Raw genomic sequence first — 19,631 nt, forward strand, 5'->3', positions numbered from 1 at the left:
TTTGTCGAGAAAGATTTTTAGTGAATATTTTAATTGCGAATGATGACGGTGTCTTTGCACCAGGTATACAAGCTTTAGCTGAAGCGTTAAAACCATTAGGCCGTGTTGTCGTGGTTGCTCCAGAAAGTGAGAGAAGTGGTTTTTCAAGTGCGTTAACACTTGATCGTCCTTTACGTCCTATTCAAATTGCCGAAGATGTGTGGGCTGTGAATGGAACACCAGCGGATTGCGTTTATTTATCTATGAATGGACTATTCGATTTCGAATTTGACTTGGTCGTGAGTGGAATCAATAGTGGCGCAAACCTAGGTGACGATGTTCTGTACTCGGGAACAGTCGGTGCTGCGTTTGAAGGCCGCTTAATGAAACAACCTGCAATTGCGGTTTCTTTAGCTGGGTCGGATGTACGTTCATACAATCATAAAGATGATTATGCTCAAGCAGCCAAGTGGGTGCATGACTTTATTGCCAAAGGTTTACCCGCGCTACCGCCGCGACATATTTTTAATATTAATATTCCAGATGTGCCGCAGCTTAAAGGGACTCAAATTACCTATCAAGGCCGCCGTGCTCAATCTAAACCAATCACCAGTCATGTCGACCCAAGAGGAAGACAGGTTTATTGGATTGGTCTAGCAGGTGAGGCCGTTACTGACCCACAGCGTATTGCTAGCCAGATTCAATCTGACTTTTTTGCAGTTGCAAATGGTTTTGTGAGTGTAACTCCAATTCAGATGGATGCAACAAACTATGCGGTATTAGAGGATTTACAGGCCAGTTTGGGCGAATAATCTAGGTCGAATGTTATAACTTTGTGAATAAAGAAAAAGAGGAACATGTTTCCTCTTACTTTTTTGGTACTCTTAGCCGAAATGATTTGTAGCATTTAGTGAGGGAGATCGATGCATTTAACTGAGCAACAAAGCAGATTGCATATTCAAAGAGACAAAATAATGAAAATTATGATGTTGTCTTTAGCTGTGGGTTTTACTGTTGCAATGGCAGGATGTGCTTCTAGACCACAAATTAATAATAGTTCTCGCTATGCGACGGCTCCTAACTATTATACAGTTCGTTCGGGCGATACTTTAAGTGGTATTGCAATGCGTTACGGTCTGGACTATGTCAGTATTGCTGAAATGAATGGCATTGCTCCACCGTATCGTATTTATGTTAATCAATCATTACGATTAAAAAAATCTTCTTCATCAAGAACTGTGTCGACACAAGTCATGGCGCAACCTGAACCAATTAAGCGCCAAACAATAGCATTACCGACTACGACAACAACGGCACCAACAACAACCCCGCCACGAACAGTTGCACCAACCACCAATACAACAGTGGGAACTGCTATTCCAAGTTCAAGCTTACGTTGGGTCAAACCAAATAACGGACCAGTGATTCAAGGGTTTAATTTGGCGAATAATGTCAAAGGAATTCGTTATGGTGGTAATCAAGGTGATCCAATTTATGCGGCAGCAGATGGTCAAGTCGTATACGCAGCCGATGGCTTAAAAGAATATGGTAATTTAGTTTTAATTAAACATATTGATGGCTATATCAGTGCGTATGCCCACAATAGCAAGATGATGGTGAAGAGTGGAGACAATGTAACCGCAGGTCAAAAGATTGCAGAAATGGGCTCTTCAGGTGCGTCGAGAGTTATGCTTGAGTTCCAAATTCGCCTTGATGGTAAACCAATCAACCCAGCAAATCTTTTACCTAATTAGCTAATGCAATAAATATAGGTTTCCTCGTATAATGTAATTGGTTGCTTTCATTACAACAATAAGCATTTTTTATAAATTTAAAATTAGATTTGAGGAAACCTATGTTAGATCAGCTTCGTGCGATGGGTGTTTTTGCTTGTGTGGTTGAAAAAAGTTCATTTAGTGGTGCGGCACGTGAATTAGGCATTACAACAAGTGCTGTAAGTCAGCAAATACGTTCTCTTGAGCATGAAATGGATGTGATTTTATTACACCGTTCTACTCGGAAACTTAGTTTGACAGAGGCCGGACAGGCTTTTTTTTCAAGTTGTCAAGAAATGTTGGCAGCTGCAGAAAGAGGCAAAATCAGAATCAATGAATTGCGAGATGATTTGATTGGAGATTTGCGGATTGCAAGCACACCAGACTTAGCGGTTCAGCACATTATTCCTGCTCTATCTCATTGGATGTCAGCTCATCGCGGTTTATCTGTTCATTTCGAAGTAGGTCATCGTTATATTGACCTCATTGAAGAACGAATTGATGTTGCAGTGCGTATGAGTTCTACACCAGTAGAAGAGAGTAGTTCTGTCGTTCCTATGGCTTTTGTAGATCAGATTTTGGTAGCTTCTCCCAGCTATCTGAATCAATCGAGCCCGATTTTGCATCCAAACGATTTAAACAACCATGAGTTGCTTTCAATCAATGCAATGAATGAATCACGCAGTTTTCATTTTCAACATGCCAAAACTGGTGAAAAATTGCATATTGAAATGGCAAGCCGTTTGCAAAGCAATAATTTGCAAGTTGCTAAAGCCTTATGTCAGCAAGGACATGGTATTGCTAGAATTTTATATTTAGATGCTCAAAAAGAATTGAAAGCTGGTTCTTTAATTGAAATCTTACCAGATTGGAAACTACCAGCTTTTACTTTGTATGCAGAGATTGCCAAACACGATCAACAGCCAATGAAAATTCAACGCTGTGTTGAAGCACTTAAACAATATTTTAGTCAGTTGGCTGGTGGACGAGCGATGCAGATCGTTCGCTAACTTTTAATTGATGTATAAAAAGGGCTTGTGATTACAAGCCCTTTTTATATGAGTATTATTTTTGCTTGAGAGTCGCAACTTCTTCCTGAGTTTCCTGTGGAAGATCATTTGCTGTGAGCTCTTCGTGCTTCTTAATTTTTTTCTTATTTTTCTTTTTCTTCTTTGGCTCCTCTTCAATTTCTTCGCCATCTTCAATCGCTTGCCAATATTCAAGCTGTTCCATTACAGCGGCGTAAATTGAATGTTTGCTGTATCTACCTTTCTTATCCAGTGTACCAACAGGGCGAGCCATTAAAATTTCAAGTGCTTGATCAATCGTATCAATCGCATGGATATGGAATTGACCACTTTGTACCGCATCAATTACATCTTGGCGTAGCATTAAATGCTGCATGTTTTGACGAGGAATAATGACACCTTGTTTACCCGTTAAACCTTGTAATTTACAAGCATCATAGAAGCCTTCAATTTTTGCATTTACACCGCCAATCGGTTGAACTTGACCTAACTGGTTCATAGAACCGGTAATCGCCCATGATTGATCAATTGGAATTTGGCTAATTGCAGAAATTAACGCAGAAAGTTCGGCAACCGTGGCGCTATCGCCATCTACTTGGCCATAGCTTTGTTCAAATGCAAGCGCAGCAGAAAAATGTAAAATCTGTTCACGACCAAAGTGAGCTTTCAAGAAACTCGACATAAGTAAAACGCCTTTAGCATGCAGTGAACCGCCAAGCTCTACACTACGCTCGATATCAAGAATATCGCCGCCACCTTGATAGACTGATGCAGTCAAACGTGAAGGTAAACCAAACTCGACATCTGCATAGTGAATAACGGAGAGGGCATTAATTTGACCTAAACGATGACCAGAAGTCTCGATTAGCTGGGTTCCGCGTGATAAATCCTGCCAATAAAGCTCTCTTAAATAGCCTAAGCGATACTGTCTATGTTGTAGCGCAAGGTTAATGTGCTGATCAGTTACAAGCTTTTCATTGGCTTTAAAAGCATGGTGATGTGCTTCACGAATCAGGTCACCCAAAGTTGAAGCATGTAACGATAGCGAGCTTTGATCTTCTGCTTGACGGCTTGAGTCGGTAAGTAAAGCAGCTAAAGCACTACGGTCAAATGGAAGCAGTTTGTCGGCTTGAACATAGTCAGCAATTAACTGCATGTAAGCTTGTTCATTTTCGTCATTACGTTGTAATGTATCGGTAAAATCTGCGCGTATTTTAAATACGCTGCCAAGTTCTGGTTCTACTTCTAAAATTTCATAATAAATTTCAGGCTCTGCCATAAGTACCACTTTAATATCCAGTGGAACCGCAGCAGGCTCAATCGAGATAGAGCCTGTTAACGTCAACATGTGTTCAAGAGAAGAGAGCTTGAGTTGGCCTGATTTTAAGGCACGTTTTAAACCTTGCCATGCATAAGGTTGCTCAAGTAATTGCTCTGCCTCAAGCATTAGAAAACCACCATTCGCTTGATGAAGAGCACCAGGACGAATGAGAGTAAAATCTGTGGTAATTGTGCCGTTATGAGTAAGTTGCTCAACGTGACCAAGTAAGTTGTAGTGCGTTGGGAAATCTTCAAAAATAACCGGAGCACCACTGTTTGGTTTATTTGAGACAATCACATTTGCTTGATAACGTGCTGGTACGCGATTGAACATAGCAGGAGCAAAGTCGTCTTCTTCTTGCTCTAAAATGAGTTCAACATTATCAATTACATCTTGAGCATATTGTTTTAAATAATCTTCAAGGCCTTTCACTTGGCCATATTTATTTAAAATTAAATCTATTCGTGGCATAACCACTTGAGTCGCAATATCTCGATTTAATACAGAAACTTTGTCGCGTGCATCATCTTCTAAATCGCCTAAATGCAAACCAAGACGCTCAAGTTTTTTATCCATGTAGCGAACATTAGCCGCGATTTCAGCGCGTTGTTTCGTATTTAAAGCATCAATTTCTGTTTGAGTGAGCTCTTGCACCTGATCGTCTTTTACTTGTACAGGCACAAAACCATGTTTCTCATTTCGAGAAATCAATTTTAAATCGAGCTCTTCGCCTTCTTTGGTTAACTCAACCAGCGCTTGTTGTTGTTCATCTCCGGTTTCCTCACGGATACGTTCAATACGGTTATGATAAGTTTCGGCACTAAAACGACGTTCAAGCTGTTTTAAAATAATTTGCCAAGCTTGATGAAGAGCTTGTTGGAACTTGGTGCCTTGGCCAGCAGGGAAGCGTAAGGCAATTGGTTGACGCGCGTGTTTAAAATTATAGACATATACCCAGTCGTCAGGGGTTGGCATTGTTTTGGCATGTTGCTGTAGTAAACGCTTAATCATGGTGCGTTTGCCTAAGCCTGCCGTTCCTACTGCAAAAATGTTATAACCTGAGTAGGGTAAAGAAATGCCCGCTTCTACCGACGCTTTAGCGCGGTCTTGACCTAAAAAATTATTGAGTGGTTTGATACGTTTTGTTGAAGCTGGAATATTTTCAAAATCTGGAATATGGGTAAGTTGTTCCGGTTTTAAGGCTGTTTTATCTAAAGTCATTTTTATATCAGGTTGCTCAAGAGCTGAAGGAAATGCATTTATTGTGACGTTTGTGGTGTTTGTTTTAGCGAGTGATAAAGTTGAAGTTGTCACTTGATCAAGTTTTTGTGTCACTGTTGGTATCCAGCAAAAGAAAACGAAGGTTGAGGGTTAAAGGTATACAGGTTTAGCATAAAATATCAAGCAAACTTGCCGTTTTTATCATCAAAACCAAATTTGATTGCATAAAGAATCTTGAAAGGAATGGTAAGAAGCGATTGAATAGGCACATTTATAATTTATGGAAAATAAAAAACGAATGACCACACAAACCTCTGGTTGGGTCTCGGCGTTTAAAGCATTTTTAGACCGTCGTGCATTAATTATGCTATTTCTGGGTTTTTCTGCCGGAATACCTATTTTATTGATTTTCTCTAGCCTTTCATTATGGCTAGGCGAAGCGGGTATCGATAAAAGTGCAGTCACTTTTTTCAGTTGGGCAGCTTTGGGATATTCCTTTAAGTTTGTTTGGGCACCCTTAATTGATGAGTTGCCAGTACCGTTCTTGACTAAGGCTTTAGGCCGAAGACGTGCTTGGTTGCTAATTGCACAGTGTTTGATTGTGCTTGCGATTTGTACGATGGCATTTGCCGACCCAGCTTTAGGTCATAGTTATCTCGTTCAAATGGCAGCAGGTGCAGTTTTACTTGGCTTCTCGGCGGCAACCCAAGATATCGTGATTGATGCTTATCGTATTGAGTTAGCTGAAACTGAAATGCAGACGGTTTTAGCATCTACTTATAATGCGGGTTACCGTATAGGTATGATTGTGGCTGGTGCTGGTGCATTGTTTTTAGCTGCACATTTAGGAACAGCGAAAGGTAACTATATTTACGAGGCTTGGAAAACCACCTACTTAACAATGGCAGCAGTCATGTCGGTCGGTATTATTACAACCTTACTTGTTCGTGAACCTCAAGTTAGTCGAGTATATAAAAACTATAAAACTACTGATTATTACCGTTTAGTTTTAGTCTTCTTTATAGCGGTCATTTCGTTTGTTTTAACTTATATTTATTCAGGTCAAATTACTGAGGCAATTTCAAAAGCTGGCAATATTCAAGATAGTGCAAGTTTATTTGGCTTAGAAGCTTTAAGATTTTTAACCGCAACAGGTACTGCCATTTTAGTCGGTTACATACTGGTTAAAATGGGCGTTGTAAACCAGCAAATGGCAAAAGAAACTTGGATTGCTCCAATTCTTGATTTCTTTAAACGTTATGGTGTCAAACTTGCGTTAGTGCTTTTATTTTTGATTGGTTTCTTCCGTATTTCAGACATTATTGCGGGTGTAATTTCAAACGTCTTTTATCAAGATTTGAACTTTAGCAAAGAACAAATTGCCGAAGCAGTAAAAGTTTATGGGGTTATCTTTAGCTTAGTTGGTGGCTTCTTAGGCGGCCTACTAGCGCAGCGCATGAACATCATGAAACTGATGTTTGTTGGTGCCGTATTAGCTAGTTCTACTAACCTCATTTTCATTGGTTTAGTAAAATCTGGCAAACCGCTTGATATGGTTGATGTTCAAGTGGGAGACAAACATTATAAAGCTCAGCCAGATGAAGTAGGGTATTGGAAAGTTAAAGTCCCAAGTTCTACTTTTGATGGCACAAAACAAATTGATGTTAAAGCAGGCTATGCTTTGCAAGGTCAACAAGCAGAGAGCATAGTCCGAGTTCAACCATTAGTAACAACGCATGCTGAACATTCACCTATACAGATTTTACCTTTAATGGGAAGTGACCAAATTACTGCTAAATCTTCTGAGGGAAGTGTTGTTGTTCGTGGTCAGTACTTTGGCAAGGCTTTGTCACCTAACCAAAAGATTGTAGTGAGTTTGGATGGGCAAAACTTTGATGCAAAAATGACAGATCAAAAAGGCGTGTTTAACGCTGCAATTGATATGCAAAAATTATTGTCATCACCAACCAAGCAATTAACTGCTGCGGTGGTTGAAGGAAACCAAAAAGTATTATCAGTTTCACATCAATATGAAGTCGCTTCAAACTCTGCACCAAAAGCTGAATTAGATGTAAATATCGAGCCTCTACCATACATTGACACTCAGTCAGGTAAAGAAGTTGAGATTAGCGGTAAAGTCATTAAGCCTTACAGTTCGCTATGGCTCTACTTCGCAATTGTTGTAGACAATATGGCTTCGGGTCTTGCTGGTGCAGCATTCATTGCATTCCTTTCGAGTTTAACCAGTGTGTCATTTACTGCTGTTCAATATGCGATCTTTAGTTCACTCATGACCCTTACACCAAAACTTTTAGGTGGATATTCGGGTACCATAGTGAGTAATATTGGGTACCCAAACTTCTTTTTGATGACCACACTGATCGGGATTCCAATCTTAATTTTAGTGGTTTGGGTTGGAAAACTACTCAAAGATCATCAAACACATGAATCAGAAAAGGCAGGTGAATAAACATGCGAATGCTTCATACAATGTTGCGAGTAGGCAATTTAGAACAATCTTTAAAGTTCTATACCGAAGTATTAGGAATGAAGTTACTTCGTAAGCGTGATTATGAAGAAGGTCGTTTTACACTGGCATTTGTTGGTTATGGCGATGAAGAAAATAATACCGTGCTTGAACTTACTCATAACTGGGATACATCAAGTTATGATTTAGGTAATGCTTATGGTCACATTGCAATTGGTGTCGAAGACGCTTACAAAGCATGTGAAGAAATTAAAGCACGTGGCGGTAAAGTTGTGCGTGAAGCTGGCCCAATGAAGGGTGGTGTTACGGTTATTGCCTTTGTTGAAGATCCAGATGGCTACAAAATCGAGCTCATTCAGCAAGATGCAGATGCCAGAAATAATTAAGTAAATGACTTAAGTGCTTTAAGATTTAGCTCTTAAAAGTCTAGCTTTATTTTTATAGCCCAGTATGATGAAGACCTGACCAAATGGTCAATTTATCAACTGGGCTTTTATTTGTCTAAAATAATCATAGGATGTGAATATGCTGAAGTTCTTGGCACTTGATCGATTTACAGTTTTGTTGGTTGGCATGGTACTACTAGCAACGTTTTTTCCAGTCAGTGGTCAAGCTGCGCAGTATTTCAATACATTAACTACAGTCGCGATAGCAATTTTATTTTTTCTGCACGGTGCTAAATTGTCTCGTGAGGCTGTAATTGAAGGTATTTTGCATTGGAAAATGCATTTACTAGTATTTGCAATTACGTTCTTTATTTTTCCTGCCCTGGGGTTATTGGCTAAACCTATTCTTTTACCCTTATTAGGACAGCAGCTCTATTGGGGCTTTCTGTTTATGTGCTTCTTGCCATCTACTGTTCAGTCTTCTATTGCATTTACTTCAGTTGCAAAAGGAAATGTGGCAGGGGCGGTATGTAGTGCATCTTTCTCAAACTTGGTGGGTATGTTTATCACGCCAGTTTTAGTCAGCTTTTTTATTTTAGGGCAAAGTCAGCACGGGTTTGATCCTACGTCGTCTATTATTGAAATTACGCTGTTGCTATTAGTGCCATTTGTTTTAGGCCAATTGCTTCGTCCCTACGTTTTTCCATATATGGCAAAAGTACCAAGCATTGTAAAAGCATTTGATCAAGGCTCAATTTTGATGGTGGTTTACGGCGCGTTTAGTGGGGCAGTAGTTGCTGGACTTTGGCATCAGGTAAACTGGAAAACTTTACTGCTTTTGGCGCTCGCTTGTTCTGTGTTACTCACCATTATTATGTTGCTTGCGCTGTATTTACCGCGTGCTTTTGGTTTTAGCCGTGCCGATCAGATTACAGTTTTCTTCTGTGGTTCAAAAAAGACCTTGGCAAGCGGCGTACCTATGGCACAAATCTTATTTATTGGTCAGCCGTTAGGAATGATTGTTTTGCCAATTATGATATTTCACCAAATACAGCTAATGGTGTGTGGAGTAATCGCAAATTACTGGGCTAAATCCCAAGATTAATTCGCAAAAAAGATTTATATGGCGTATAATACTGTCCACTTGTTGTGCTTAGCTCTAACCCTAGAGGTTTCGGTGGGCCAAAAGAATGGTCTGTTGTGGTGTTGATCTGCTTGAAAAAGCTTTCCTCAATTTAATTGAGAGTGATCAATTGCGATGACAGCTTAAGCCTTTCTTCAATTAGGAGTAATCGACGATGCGCGCCGATATTCACCCAAAATATGAAAAATTAGTTGCAACTTGCTCATGCGGTAACGTAATCGAAACTCGTTCTGCTTTAGGTAAAGAAACTATTTACCTTGACGTATGTTCAGCTTGCCACCCATTCTACACTGGTAAACAAAAGAATGTAGATACTGGTGGTCGTATCGACAAATTCAAACAACGTTTCTCTGGTATGTCTCGCTCTATCAAGCGTTAATACTTCAGAACGAAATAAAAAACGGGCTTATGCCCGTTTTTTATTTTTTAAATAACAAGACCATTACTGGTCTTGTACATCGGTTAAGCGATCAAGTTTTTTCTGGAAATAATCACCTTGTAAGAAACGTGCTTCCACATTCCATGCATTTGCAAATAGGTTCATATCATTTAAGTTAGCCAATAAAATTCCAATTGGTTTTACAGTCAGATAGTTCAATACCTTTTCTTGCAAGCTGTTCAGACCTTGATCTGAACTTAACAAAGCCGTTTTGCTAGACTGTAATTTTACAAGCTGAATATCAAGCTGCTGTAAAATTGAATCACTATGCATAGAAGAAGCAAAATCTCGAATTGAAACTTCTGCACCATGTTGACGTAAACGACCAATCAATGGCTGAACCGTTGGAAGGTAGTGCTGAAGTGCTTGTTCTGAAAACTGTAAAATCAATGGACTTTCAAGTTTGCTACCAATAATGGTAAGCAGCTTTGAAATCAGCTCTGGGAATGATTTATCTTTCAGCAAAATATCAATATTCAGGTTAATAATGAGTCTTGCTTTAGGATACTGAGCAATAAAATTGTGAAGCTGTTTACATGCTTCAACCAATATCCAGCGATCCACTTGAATTGAAAGCTCAGCATCTTCTTTTAAGTCAGCTAAGTCGTTTAAATCATGCCATTGTTCATCAGCAATAAAGCCACTCGTCACTTCATAGTTATGAGTTTCTTCATCATGTTTGTCATACACTTGCTGATACTTCAGATGTATCTCACCTTTAGCAAGTTTTTGTTTTAACTGCTGTAGCAAAGATGACTGAGAACTCACCTCGAAATGGTCAATTGTTAAATCTAGAGGAACAGTTTCAACAGTCGGTGAAACGATTTTTTCTTCAATAGGTGCTATTTCAAGTTGAGGTGTAACTCGAGGTAGATTCTGCTTTTCAGCTTCATTGAGTAATGAGCTAAAAGAAATCTCAGTGAGTGGTTGGTTAAGCGGAGCATAGCCAAGCTTTAACTGTACCGAGAAGTTTTGTTCATTCACTTTTAACAAGTGTTCTTTTTGCAAAGTTTGTAGACTTGTTAACTGCGAATTTAAAACTGAACTATTTTCAGCTTGTAAAATCCCAGCATAAGTTCCCAAATCGACTTGGAAAATTGGCATTTGTGCATGATCTTTTAAAAAACCATGAAGCTGATTGAAATATAGTCCCAAGGTCTGCCAACCTTGTTGAAAGAGGCGTTCTGGGCATTGCGCGAGCTTAAATAATACTACAGCATTGGCTTGCGCAGGATGGGTTGATAAATGTCGATTGATTTGTTGCCAAGCCGTACTTAATCCGACACTTTTTTCGGATGGAGACCTGTTTGCTGGAATGCTTAAATCAACTTGATAATCGATGGTCAGTTGTACAGCATCTTCTTCTTGGCTTGGAATAAATTCCAGTTTCAAAGCATTATTACCAGAAATAGCCTGATGCTGACTTTGAATTTCAAAACGAGCTTGATCAAACTGACCTAAAGAAATTTTCTTAAATCGTTGTTTGAAAATATTTAAATCGTTCGGTTGTAAGACATCCAAAATTGGCAAACCAATAATATCTTCTTCTTGCTTAAAGCCAAAAAGATTAAGGTATTCAGGATTTGCCTTAATATGTATGCCTTCTTGAAAAATAGCGACTGCTTTATGGCTGTTGTCGACTAGAGTTTGCGTATGACTATGAATGGTATCAAGCTCTGCTAACAAACGTTGTTCCGTTTGTAAAAGGCGGCTATACGATAAGGTTCGAACAAGTGTGATGTAGAAATAGTCCAGTGGTTCTAATGGAACTACATCGTAAATACCTTTTTGAATATAGCTTTGGTATTGCTGTGTTTGATAATCATCGGGTTGCAAAAGTAAAATTGGAAGCTGCGGCTGTTCTGACGCTTGAACGAGGGAGAGAGTTTGTTCAATTTTCAAATCGTACGCGCGGCCAAAAATAATCACATCCCATGATGTATTGAGCTGCTTTTCAAAACTTTTTAAATCATCAAGTAATAAAGCATTAACTTGATATTGATTCCCCGATAATAGATTTAAAATTTGGTTATAACGTAACTGGTTATCATCAATAATGAGTAAACGTATTTCAGTACGTCTTAACTTTTTAGATAGTAAAGAGTTTCTCACTTTAATGCTTCCCATAAATCTTGACTATTCGCGTTACTATTCTTTTTCAACATGAACTGATCAAGCAAATGTTGTTGCTGATCATTTAAAAGTTCAAATTGAAATTGAATGAAACTCTGAGTAATGAGTTGTGCTTTGAGTAGATACACTTTGATTTCTTCTGTCCCCAATCGTAAATGAATTGTTTGTTGCTCTCTAAAAATTTGAGACCCCGGTAAAATAAGCGTGTTTTGTATTTCTTCTAAGTTTTGAGTTTGTAGTAATAGTGCAGGGTGATAATTACGGGTATGGCGCTCAGCCTGAATATGTACAGCACAAGGGAACATGGCTTGTGAAAGAATTTCTAAACCCAGTTCCAAACTTTTTTCTGTTGATTGTTTAATCCAGCGAATCACACCGCCACGCCACTGACCATGCAATGTTTCTTTAACTAAAATATATTCGCCAGTTCGTAAGTTTTTCGGAGCTTCACCAGACCATTTAATACGATAGCCATTAACACTGATATCAAGCACTGTGGTTTGATAAATGGTTTTACTTTCACGGCTTAAGCGTTGGTAAGAGCTGGTTTGTTGCTCTTTTTTCTCTAGGTTTGATAAAACTTTCGACTCACTTTGTAAATTATAGTTATTGTTGAGTTGTAGCGTTTCTTCAAAGTTCTTTGCTTTAGATAGATAAAAATGTGCGGTAGTTAATCCGAAGCAAATTTGGAGAGCGGCATTATATTCATAACGTTCATGACGGCGCTGTGCGGTCGTGCCTAAAATGGTTTGAACGTGAAACTTTAACGCAGGGCTTAAATAAATCTTTTCATTTTTAGACATGTACTGAGCATTTTTATGCATGGTGGCAGTAACATGCTCAAGTAACGCTTGAGTGCTAATAAAAATGCTTGGATTGAAATTTGAGCTTTGTTTTTTGTTATATACCGGTGGGTGGTCTTTAGTCGGGTCGACCACATACTTAGTTAAAGCACTATCTTTAGGTAAAATCTGAATCATACGTGCCCAGTCGAAACTACACTGGAATAGCGCTTGAATTTCCGATTGACGAATCTGATTGGTATTAAAAATATCTAATAAAATAAGCTGAGCGTATGCCTGCGTAATATTGGCTAAAGGATGCTGTACGCCTTGAATATGATTAATATTGGTTAAATGATATTTATATTGGACTGCGGTTTCATAAAGTTCATGAGCAATTAACCATTGACCTTTGACAGGTTCGCTATAGAGCATGTGCTGCTGATATAAAAGGTTGGTGAGTTGCTGCAATGCATGGAAAGTCGCCAAAATACGCGCAGTTTGCAAATTTTTCTTTTGTTTAAATGAAAATAAAGAAAACTTCTGTCTTTGTAGCTGTCCGTGGCTTGTCCTTGCGATATTTAAATAAATACTCGCAAAATAACAACGTAGAAGCATTGCCAGTTCAATAATGTGCTCGTTACGGTCTGTACTAATCACACCTTGGTTAAAAAAGTTTTTTTCTAGACTCGCCAAAACATTATTAATGGTTGGGTGAAGTGTTTGAATTAAATCGAAGCGAAGCGTTTCACTGCAATTTAATTCATTCAATTCCAAAAGTGCTGTAAATAACGCCTTTGAGGTATCACCCAATTGCATAATAGAAAGGGTAGTAACCCATTCATTAAGGTCTTTAATATTGGCTTCACAAAAGCTTAACCGTTCACGAGTAAGTGCGGTTTGATTGTGAAAAATGTCCGAAAGTGCATTATTCATCATCACTTATTATATAACTCAAAAAGTTGTAGCCCCAAAAAGCGGTGTTTTATTCTTTTCGCCCGCAATTTCCCTGACGAGTTTAGGAACCAAATACCCCGGTAGGCTCGCTAACACGTCTTGATATATTGCATCTATTTCAGATGGTATTAAATCAAAATGTTGTGCACCTTTTACTTTATCTAAAACATGTAAGTAATAAGGCATAACGCGAGCTTCAAATAAACGATAACTTAAATCAACGAGTGTCTCGGCAGAATCATTAACACCTTTAAGCAACACCGCCTGATTAAGTACAGTAATGTGCTCGTCAGATAACTGCAACAATTTTGAACAAGTAAAGTCATCGAGTTCAGAAGCATGGTTCGAGTGTACCACCAGAACAATACGCAGCCTACTGTTTTTTAATAAAGAAATAAGCTGTTCGTCGATACGGTTTGGAATAACAATTGGAACACGTGAATGAATTCTCAGAATCTTCACTTGTTTGAGAGATGATAAACGTTCCAACCAAAGTGCTAATTTTCGGTTAGACAAAGTAAGTGGGTCACCGCCACTTAAAATCACTTCATTAATGTCAGGATTCGCTTCAATATAGTTTTTAATGTTTAGCCAATCGTCATTTTTTGGCAAATTTTCCTGATAGGGAAAGTGACGACGGAAACAGTAACGACAATGAACTGCGCAAGCACCTGTCAAAGTCAGTAAAAAACGTGATTTATATTTGTGTAATACACCCGGTAACTGGTTAGCTGCTTCTTCACCTAAAGGGTCGGTTACAAACTCAGGATGTTCTTCAAGTTCTAAATGATGAGGCAATACCTGTAGTAAAAGCGGGTCAAGTGGGTTTTTAGCGTTCATTTTTCCGACGAACGCACGAGGCACACGTAATTTAAACTTTTCAGAAGCTAGAATCGCACCCGATAATAGCTGATCTGAGGATAACTCGAGTAGGCTTAGCAGTTCAGAAGGATCAGTAATAAGGTCACTGAGTTGTGATTGCCAGTTTTGCTCTTGGTATAAATAGTTTATCATTTGACACGATTAAGATAATGCAACAACGCATTATATCGCATAGTTGACTTGTTAAGTTTGGAGTGTGCCTTTCATGGCCTATTATTCTACAAATGATTTCAAAGCTGGCCTTAAGGTTATGCTTGATGGTAACCCATGTTCTATCATGGAAAACGAATATGTAAAACCAGGTAAAGGTCAAGCGTTCAACCGTGTAAAATTACGTAACCTTAAAACCGGTAAAGTATTAGAAAAAACTTTCAAATCAGGTGACTCTTTAGAAGCAGCTGACATCGTTGAAGTTGAAATGGAATACCTATACAACGATGGTGAAATGTGGAACTTCATGGATCCTGTATCTTTTGAGCAAATCGCTGCAGACAAAGTTGCAATGGGCGATGCTGCTAAATGGTTAAAAGACGATTCAAATGAAAAATGTACAATTATGTTGTTCAACGGCGTACCTTTAACAGTAAGCCCACCGAACTTCGTTGTATTAAAAATCGTTGAAACTGATCCGGGCGTACGTGGTGATACATCTGGCGGTGGCGGTAAACCAGCTAAGCTTGAAACAGGTGCGGTTGTTCGTGTTCCGTTATTTGTTCAGCAAGAAGAAAGCGTTCGTGTAGATACTCGTACTGGCGATTATTTAGAGCGTGCATAATAGTTAAAAAATACACTATTATCGAAGGGATGATGTAAATCATCCCTTTTTTTATGCGAAAGTATAAGAGGAAAAAAGAAAAAGGAGGAGTAGAGTCACAGGGATTAAGAGAAACAGTACATAACAATATAAAAATGCTGTAGTTATTTATTGAGAGGTTAAGAATGGACACAATGCAAGCGAAATCTACGCTTCCCTCCAAGCTGGTCTGGAGCCTAGTGGCAATTATAGGTGCAATTTCTTTTGGGATGCTGGCACTCAGTCGTGGTGAACATGTTAACGCGGTTTGGCTTGTACTAGCTGCAGCATGTGTATATAGCATCGCATATCGATTTTATAGTCTATTTATTGCAACTAAAGTATTTGAATTAAACCCAAGACGTTTAACCCCAGCACATCGTTTAGCCGATGGTCTGGATTATGTTCCCACCAATAAATATGTGCTTTTTGGTCACCACTTTGCTGCAATTGCTGGAGCAGGGCCGCTAGTCGGACCAATTTTGGCAGCACAAATGGGATTTTTACCGGGAACCATTTGGCTACTGGTTGGTGTGGTTCTGGCAGGTGCGGTACAAGACTTTTTAGTTTTATTTATATCGACACGCCGTGATGGTCGTTCACTTGGTGAAATGGCAAAGCAGGAGCTTGGCTCTTTTGCTGGTGTTGTGGTAATGCTCGGTGCACTCGGGGTAATGATTATTATCCTTGCAGTACTGGCGTTGGTGGTTGTGAAAGCACTTGCACACAGTCCGTGGGGTGTATTTAGTATTGCAGCAACCATTCCAATTGCATTGTTCATGGGCGTTTATATGCGTTTTATCCGTCCGGGACGTATTGCCGAAGTTTCAATTATTGGTTTTGTTTTAATGATGCTGGCAATTGTCTATGGTGGACATGTTGCAGCTGACCCGTACTGGGGTGAGTTCTTCACTTTAACTGGTACACAACTCACTTGGTGTCTCATCATTTATGGTTTTATCGCATCGGTATTACCAGTTTGGTTGTTGTTAGCACCGCGTGATTATTTATCTACCTTCCTTAAAATCGGGGTGATTCTCGGTTTAGCGGTGGGTATTATCATTGCATTACCTGAATTGAAAATGCCTGCTGTAACTCACTTCATTGATGGTACAGGTCCAGTTTTCTCAGGTAGTTTATTCCCATTCCTATTTATTACCATTGCCTGTGGTGCTATTTCTGGTTTCCATGCGCTTGTATCAAGTGGTACAACACCAAAACTCGTCGATAACGAAGCTGATATTCGTGTGATTGGCTACGGCGGTATGCTTATGGAGTCTTTTGTCGGGATCATGGCCATGATCTGTGCGACAGTTTTAGACCCAGGTGTATATTTTGCGATTAATGCGCCAGCGGCAGTACTTGGAACAACTGTAGAGTCTGCGGCAGAAGCTGTACGTAACTTAGGTTTCGTCGTTACTCCAGAAATGTTGACTGTGTTGGCTCAAGAAGTAGGTGAAAGCTCTATTCTTTCACGTACAGGTGGTGCGCCTACTTTTGCTATTGGTATGGCTCATATCATTTCTGAAATTTTTAATAGCCGCCAAATGATGGCATTTTGGTATCACTTTGCCATTTTGTTTGAAGCATTGTTTATTTTAACTGCTGTCGATGCCGGTACTCGTGCTTGTCGTTTTATGGTGCAAGACACGGTAGGTATTGTTATTCCTGCGGTTAAAGCATCAGGTTCATTCTTTGGTAATTTGGTTGGTACAGCCGTTGCAGTTGGTGGATGGGGCTTCTTCGTCTATCAAGGTGTGATTGACCCATTAGGTGGCGTTAATTCATTATGGCCTCTGTTTGGTGTTGGTAACCAAATGCTGGCTTCTATGGCACTCATTTTAGGTACAGTCATTCTGTTTAAAATGAAAAAAGAAAAATATGTATGGGTAACGATTATCCCAACTATTTTCTTGTTCGTGACCTGTATGACTGCCGGTTGGCAAAAGATTTTCCACGAAAACCCAAAAATTGGTTTCTTGGCGCAAGCACATAAGTTCTCTGATGCGATTGCTCGCGGTGAAATTATTAAACCAGCCAAAACTATTGCTGAGATGCAAAACATTGTGATGTCGAATCAGATTAATGCTGCGCTTTGTGGCTTCTTTATGATTGTATCGATTGTCATGATTATTGCCTCAATTGGTATTGTTCGCCGTGCTTTAGCGAGTCGTACTCCGACTGTAAATGAAGCACCTGCGGTATATGCCGATCCTGAAGTGGTTACCACTCGAGGAGAATAAAGATGAATTTTAAATTTGCAAAAAATGGAACTGTCATTATTGCGAAAATCATCAAAATGACAGTGCTCTCGCAAAAAGAGCTATTACTTTCTCCAAAGAACTGGTCGCGTATAGCAACCTTGTGGCAGCGTTTGCAGCAAAGCTTCCGACTTATGGTAGGCGTGCCGGACTATCAAACGTATTTGGAGCATATGAAAGCCCATCATCCAGATTTAACACCTATGGATGCGAAGACTTTCTATCGTCATTGTGTTGATGTGCGTTATCCATCGGCAGGCGGTACTTTAAAGAAATGCCCTTGTTAAATTGAGAGTTAAATTCAGCTAAACAAAACGGTATGTGGTTGAACCATGTACCGTTTTATTTTTTGGAAAATGAAAAAAGTTTGCTTAAAGTCTGCTCATTTGTATTTTTTTCAATGGCAAATCTCTTGTTTTGCTTTTGAAAAATGAATATTATGCTTTCCATTCTAGGTGTATAGCTCAGTTGGTTAGAGCGCTACGTTGACATCGTAGAGGTCTCCAGTTCGAGTCTGGATATACCTACCAAGATTTATAAAGGGTTTACATCGTTTCATAACGTGTAAGCCCTTTTTTATGCCTATTTGTCGCATTTAATAATTGGCAGAGTTAGAAATTTTGGCAAATATGGCAATATTTCCAAACCATCTGCGACATCTGTGACAACATGAAGATACCAACACCGTGTAAAAGGGGGAAGACATACACAATAATAGTATCTCAACAAGGAAAAGCTATTATTGCACCTAGTGATACTGCAAAAGAATGTGAAAAATGGGCTGCTCCCAAACTGCTAGAGTTAAAGGCTCAGAAAAAAATTGAAAATGGTGAAGAAAAACCAAAATTGCTGTTCCGTGATTTGAATAATAAATATTATCAGGAAGTGGGAATGCTAAATCCATCCAAATCTTCAACGGAATGGATTAAAGGTCAGTATAAGAATTTTGAAATGAAATTCGGGGCGCTTGCTCAAAAATCCATATATGATATTACTTCAAAAGATTTAACTAACTGGCGTAATCGACGTATGACGGAAGTTGGTACTAATACCGTCTTAAAAGAAATTTCTCATTACAGTGCTATGTTTACTTATGCACACAAAGAGCTATTTTTGATTAATGAAAATATTTGGATGCAAATTACAAAACCAAAAAACAAAGGCTCGTGACAGACGTATTCATCCTTCTGAAATAGATTTAGTTTTAAAAGTCTTAGAATATAAAAGGGGTATTACTCCAGCCTTATCGGAAAATTATGTGGCTTGGGGCTTTTTATTTGCTATTGAAACAGCAACGCGTAGAAATGAACTTCTCAGCAAAAGAATGAAATATATGACGGTCATATTTATATCCCAGCTTCAAAAAATGGTGGGGCTAGAAATATACCATTATCAGAAGATGCTAAAGTATTACTTGATTTGATAAAACATGATGGATGAAAGGTAATCCCTCAGTCTCTAAATGCATTTCGACTTATGCGGGAAAGACGGACAATACTTATAGAACTTCATGATTTTCACTTTCATGACACTCGTCATGAGGCGATTACTCGAATGATGCGAATTAGAAAAATGCCAGTTGAAGTTTTAGCGAAAATCACGGGTCATAAGAAAATTGAAGTTTTAGTTAATATTTACTGTAACCCTGATGCTAATGATCTGATTGAGACATTTAACGGATAAAACTAAGCCCGCATAAAGCGGACATATAATTAATTTTTTCTTTTGGTTCCGCGTCTGATCTTTCGATTTTTTAATATTGCATCAGCAGCATCTGGATTGTACATATGCTTGCCGTTATACCTTGATTGATGGTAATGCATTTAGTGCGTATGGTTTCATCTGAGGGATATATTAACAGATACGAGTTTGCATTTTTCAAGCTTCAGGGCAGTAACAGTATAGCCAAAGAAGCATTTGATCGAGAACGATTTGAGGTGCTGAATCCGCTTCAATCGTTACGATAAATTCAGCCATTATTCCCTCCATCTTTTTCCGACATTTCATCTATTGCTTGAGCAAACAATTTCATACCTTCGTGC

At 38.9% G+C, this 19,631-nt stretch carries 14 protein-coding genes, 1 tRNA gene and 1 pseudogene; 12 read left to right on the plus strand and 4 right to left on the minus strand.

The annotated features are described in order from the left end of the window. Positions 1 to 20 precede the first annotated feature (20 nt). The 3 genes from surE to B554_RS0108490 all read left to right on the plus strand — a co-directional run bounded on the left by surE (position 21) and on the right by B554_RS0108490 (position 2,764). A complete protein-coding gene (gene surE / locus B554_RS0108480) occupies positions 21 to 791 on the plus strand; it encodes a 5'/3'-nucleotidase SurE (protein ID WP_004700156.1) in 771 nt (256 codons plus the stop codon). 111 nt (positions 792 to 902) lie between these two features. Further along, positions 903 to 1,733, plus strand: coding sequence for a peptidoglycan DD-metalloendopeptidase family protein (locus B554_RS0108485; RefSeq protein WP_019457727.1), 831 nt, complete (start codon positions 903 to 905; stop codon positions 1,731 to 1,733). A 101-nt stretch (positions 1,734 to 1,834) separates the two neighbouring features. Next, positions 1,835 to 2,764, plus strand: a complete 930-nt coding sequence (locus B554_RS0108490; protein ID WP_004700160.1) for a LysR family transcriptional regulator — start codon at positions 1,835 to 1,837, stop codon at positions 2,762 to 2,764. A 55-nt stretch (positions 2,765 to 2,819) separates the two neighbouring features. Here B554_RS0108490 and B554_RS0108495 read toward each other — a convergent pair whose 3' ends face one another. Beyond that, complete coding sequence (locus tag B554_RS0108495) at positions 2,820 to 5,438, minus strand: Lon protease family protein (protein ID WP_019457728.1); 2,619 nt, start codon at positions 5,436 to 5,438, stop codon at positions 2,820 to 2,822. 166 nt (positions 5,439 to 5,604) lie between these two features. Here B554_RS0108495 and B554_RS0108500 point away from each other — a divergent pair, with 166 nt between their 5' ends. The 4 genes from B554_RS0108500 to rpmE all read left to right on the plus strand — a co-directional run bounded on the left by B554_RS0108500 (position 5,605) and on the right by rpmE (position 9,721). After that, positions 5,605 to 7,794, plus strand: coding sequence for an AmpG family muropeptide MFS transporter (locus B554_RS0108500; protein ID WP_019457729.1), 2,190 nt, complete (start codon positions 5,605 to 5,607; stop codon positions 7,792 to 7,794). A 2-nt stretch (positions 7,795 to 7,796) separates the two neighbouring features. Continuing rightward, on the plus strand, positions 7,797 to 8,198 hold the full coding sequence (gene gloA / locus B554_RS0108505; protein ID WP_019457730.1) for a lactoylglutathione lyase: 402 nt from the start codon (positions 7,797 to 7,799) through the stop codon (positions 8,196 to 8,198). A 133-nt stretch (positions 8,199 to 8,331) separates the two neighbouring features. Then, positions 8,332 to 9,303 (plus strand): bile acid:sodium symporter family protein, encoded by a 972-nt coding sequence (locus B554_RS0108510; RefSeq protein WP_085945699.1) that lies wholly within the window; start codon positions 8,332 to 8,334, stop codon positions 9,301 to 9,303. 193 nt (positions 9,304 to 9,496) lie between these two features. After that, complete coding sequence (rpmE, locus tag B554_RS0108515; RefSeq protein WP_004652835.1) at positions 9,497 to 9,721, plus strand: 50S ribosomal protein L31; 225 nt, start codon at positions 9,497 to 9,499, stop codon at positions 9,719 to 9,721. A gap of 63 nt (positions 9,722 to 9,784) precedes the next feature. Here rpmE and B554_RS0108520 read toward each other — a convergent pair whose 3' ends face one another. Genes B554_RS0108520 through epmB form a run of 3 tightly spaced genes read right to left on the minus strand, consistent with a single transcriptional unit; the run spans position 9,785 to position 14,667 of the window. After that, a complete protein-coding gene (locus B554_RS0108520) occupies positions 9,785 to 11,893 on the minus strand; it encodes an EAL domain-containing protein (RefSeq protein ID WP_081400339.1) in 2,109 nt (702 codons plus the stop codon). Then, positions 11,890 to 13,635, minus strand: a complete 1,746-nt coding sequence (locus B554_RS0108525; protein ID WP_025465158.1) for a hypothetical protein — start codon at positions 13,633 to 13,635, stop codon at positions 11,890 to 11,892. Before B554_RS0108525 ends, B554_RS0108520 begins: the two co-directional genes overlap by 4 nt. Before the next feature lie 15 nt (positions 13,636 to 13,650). Next, positions 13,651 to 14,667 carry an EF-P beta-lysylation protein EpmB gene (epmB, locus tag B554_RS0108530; protein ID WP_004700170.1) on the minus strand — a complete coding sequence of 339 codons (1,017 nt, stop codon included), beginning with the start codon at positions 14,665 to 14,667 and terminating at the stop codon, positions 13,651 to 13,653. A 73-nt stretch (positions 14,668 to 14,740) separates the two neighbouring features. Here epmB and efp point away from each other — a divergent pair, with 73 nt between their 5' ends. The 5 genes and pseudogenes from efp to B554_RS0108560 all read left to right on the plus strand — a co-directional run bounded on the left by efp (position 14,741) and on the right by B554_RS0108560 (position 19,272). After that, positions 14,741 to 15,310 carry an elongation factor P gene (gene efp / locus B554_RS0108535; protein WP_004700171.1) on the plus strand — a complete coding sequence of 190 codons (570 nt, stop codon included), beginning with the start codon at positions 14,741 to 14,743 and terminating at the stop codon, positions 15,308 to 15,310. A gap of 164 nt (positions 15,311 to 15,474) precedes the next feature. Continuing rightward, entirely contained in the window at positions 15,475 to 17,571 is a 2,097-nt protein-coding gene (locus B554_RS0108540) for a carbon starvation CstA family protein (RefSeq protein WP_019457733.1), read from the plus strand. Between the two features lie 2 nt (positions 17,572 to 17,573). Further along, on the plus strand, positions 17,574 to 17,876 hold the full coding sequence (locus B554_RS0108545) for a YbdD/YjiX family protein (protein WP_002052430.1): 303 nt from the start codon (positions 17,574 to 17,576) through the stop codon (positions 17,874 to 17,876). Positions 17,877 to 18,042: 166 nt separating this feature from the next. Beyond that, positions 18,043 to 18,119: transfer RNA gene (locus tag B554_RS0108555), tRNA-Val, on the plus strand. 139 nt (positions 18,120 to 18,258) lie between these two features. Then, positions 18,259 to 19,272, plus strand: a pseudogene (locus B554_RS0108560) (tyrosine-type recombinase/integrase). Positions 19,273 to 19,631 lie beyond the last annotated feature (359 nt).

This window comes from Acinetobacter sp. GG2 (assembly GCF_000292385.1).
In the GTDB taxonomy this organism is placed as follows: domain Bacteria; phylum Pseudomonadota; class Gammaproteobacteria; order Pseudomonadales; family Moraxellaceae; genus Acinetobacter; species Acinetobacter seifertii.

What these genes read in the sequence shown, in the direction of transcription:
- B554_RS0108485 (WP_019457727.1), top strand. Translation starts at nt 903, where the DNA reads ATGCATTTAACTGAGCAACAAAGCAGATTGCATATTCAAAGAGACAAA.
- B554_RS0108490 (WP_004700160.1), top strand. Translation starts at nt 1,835, where the DNA reads ATGTTAGATCAGCTTCGTGCGATGGGTGTTTTTGCTTGTGTGGTTGAA.
- B554_RS0108500 (WP_019457729.1), top strand. Translation starts at nt 5,605, where the DNA reads ATGGAAAATAAAAAACGAATGACCACACAAACCTCTGGTTGGGTCTCG.
- gloA (WP_019457730.1), top strand. Translation starts at nt 7,797, where the DNA reads ATGCGAATGCTTCATACAATGTTGCGAGTAGGCAATTTAGAACAATCT.
- rpmE (WP_004652835.1), top strand. Translation starts at nt 9,497, where the DNA reads ATGCGCGCCGATATTCACCCAAAATATGAAAAATTAGTTGCAACTTGC.
- B554_RS0108525 (WP_025465158.1), bottom strand. Translation starts at nt 13,635, where the DNA reads ATGATGAATAATGCACTTTCGGACATTTTTCACAATCAAACCGCACTT.
- epmB (WP_004700170.1), bottom strand. Translation starts at nt 14,667, where the DNA reads ATGATAAACTATTTATACCAAGAGCAAAACTGGCAATCACAACTCAGT.
- efp (WP_004700171.1), top strand. Translation starts at nt 14,741, where the DNA reads ATGGCCTATTATTCTACAAATGATTTCAAAGCTGGCCTTAAGGTTATG.
- B554_RS0108540 (WP_019457733.1), top strand. Translation starts at nt 15,475, where the DNA reads ATGGACACAATGCAAGCGAAATCTACGCTTCCCTCCAAGCTGGTCTGG.
- B554_RS0108545 (WP_002052430.1), top strand. Translation starts at nt 17,574, where the DNA reads ATGAATTTTAAATTTGCAAAAAATGGAACTGTCATTATTGCGAAAATC.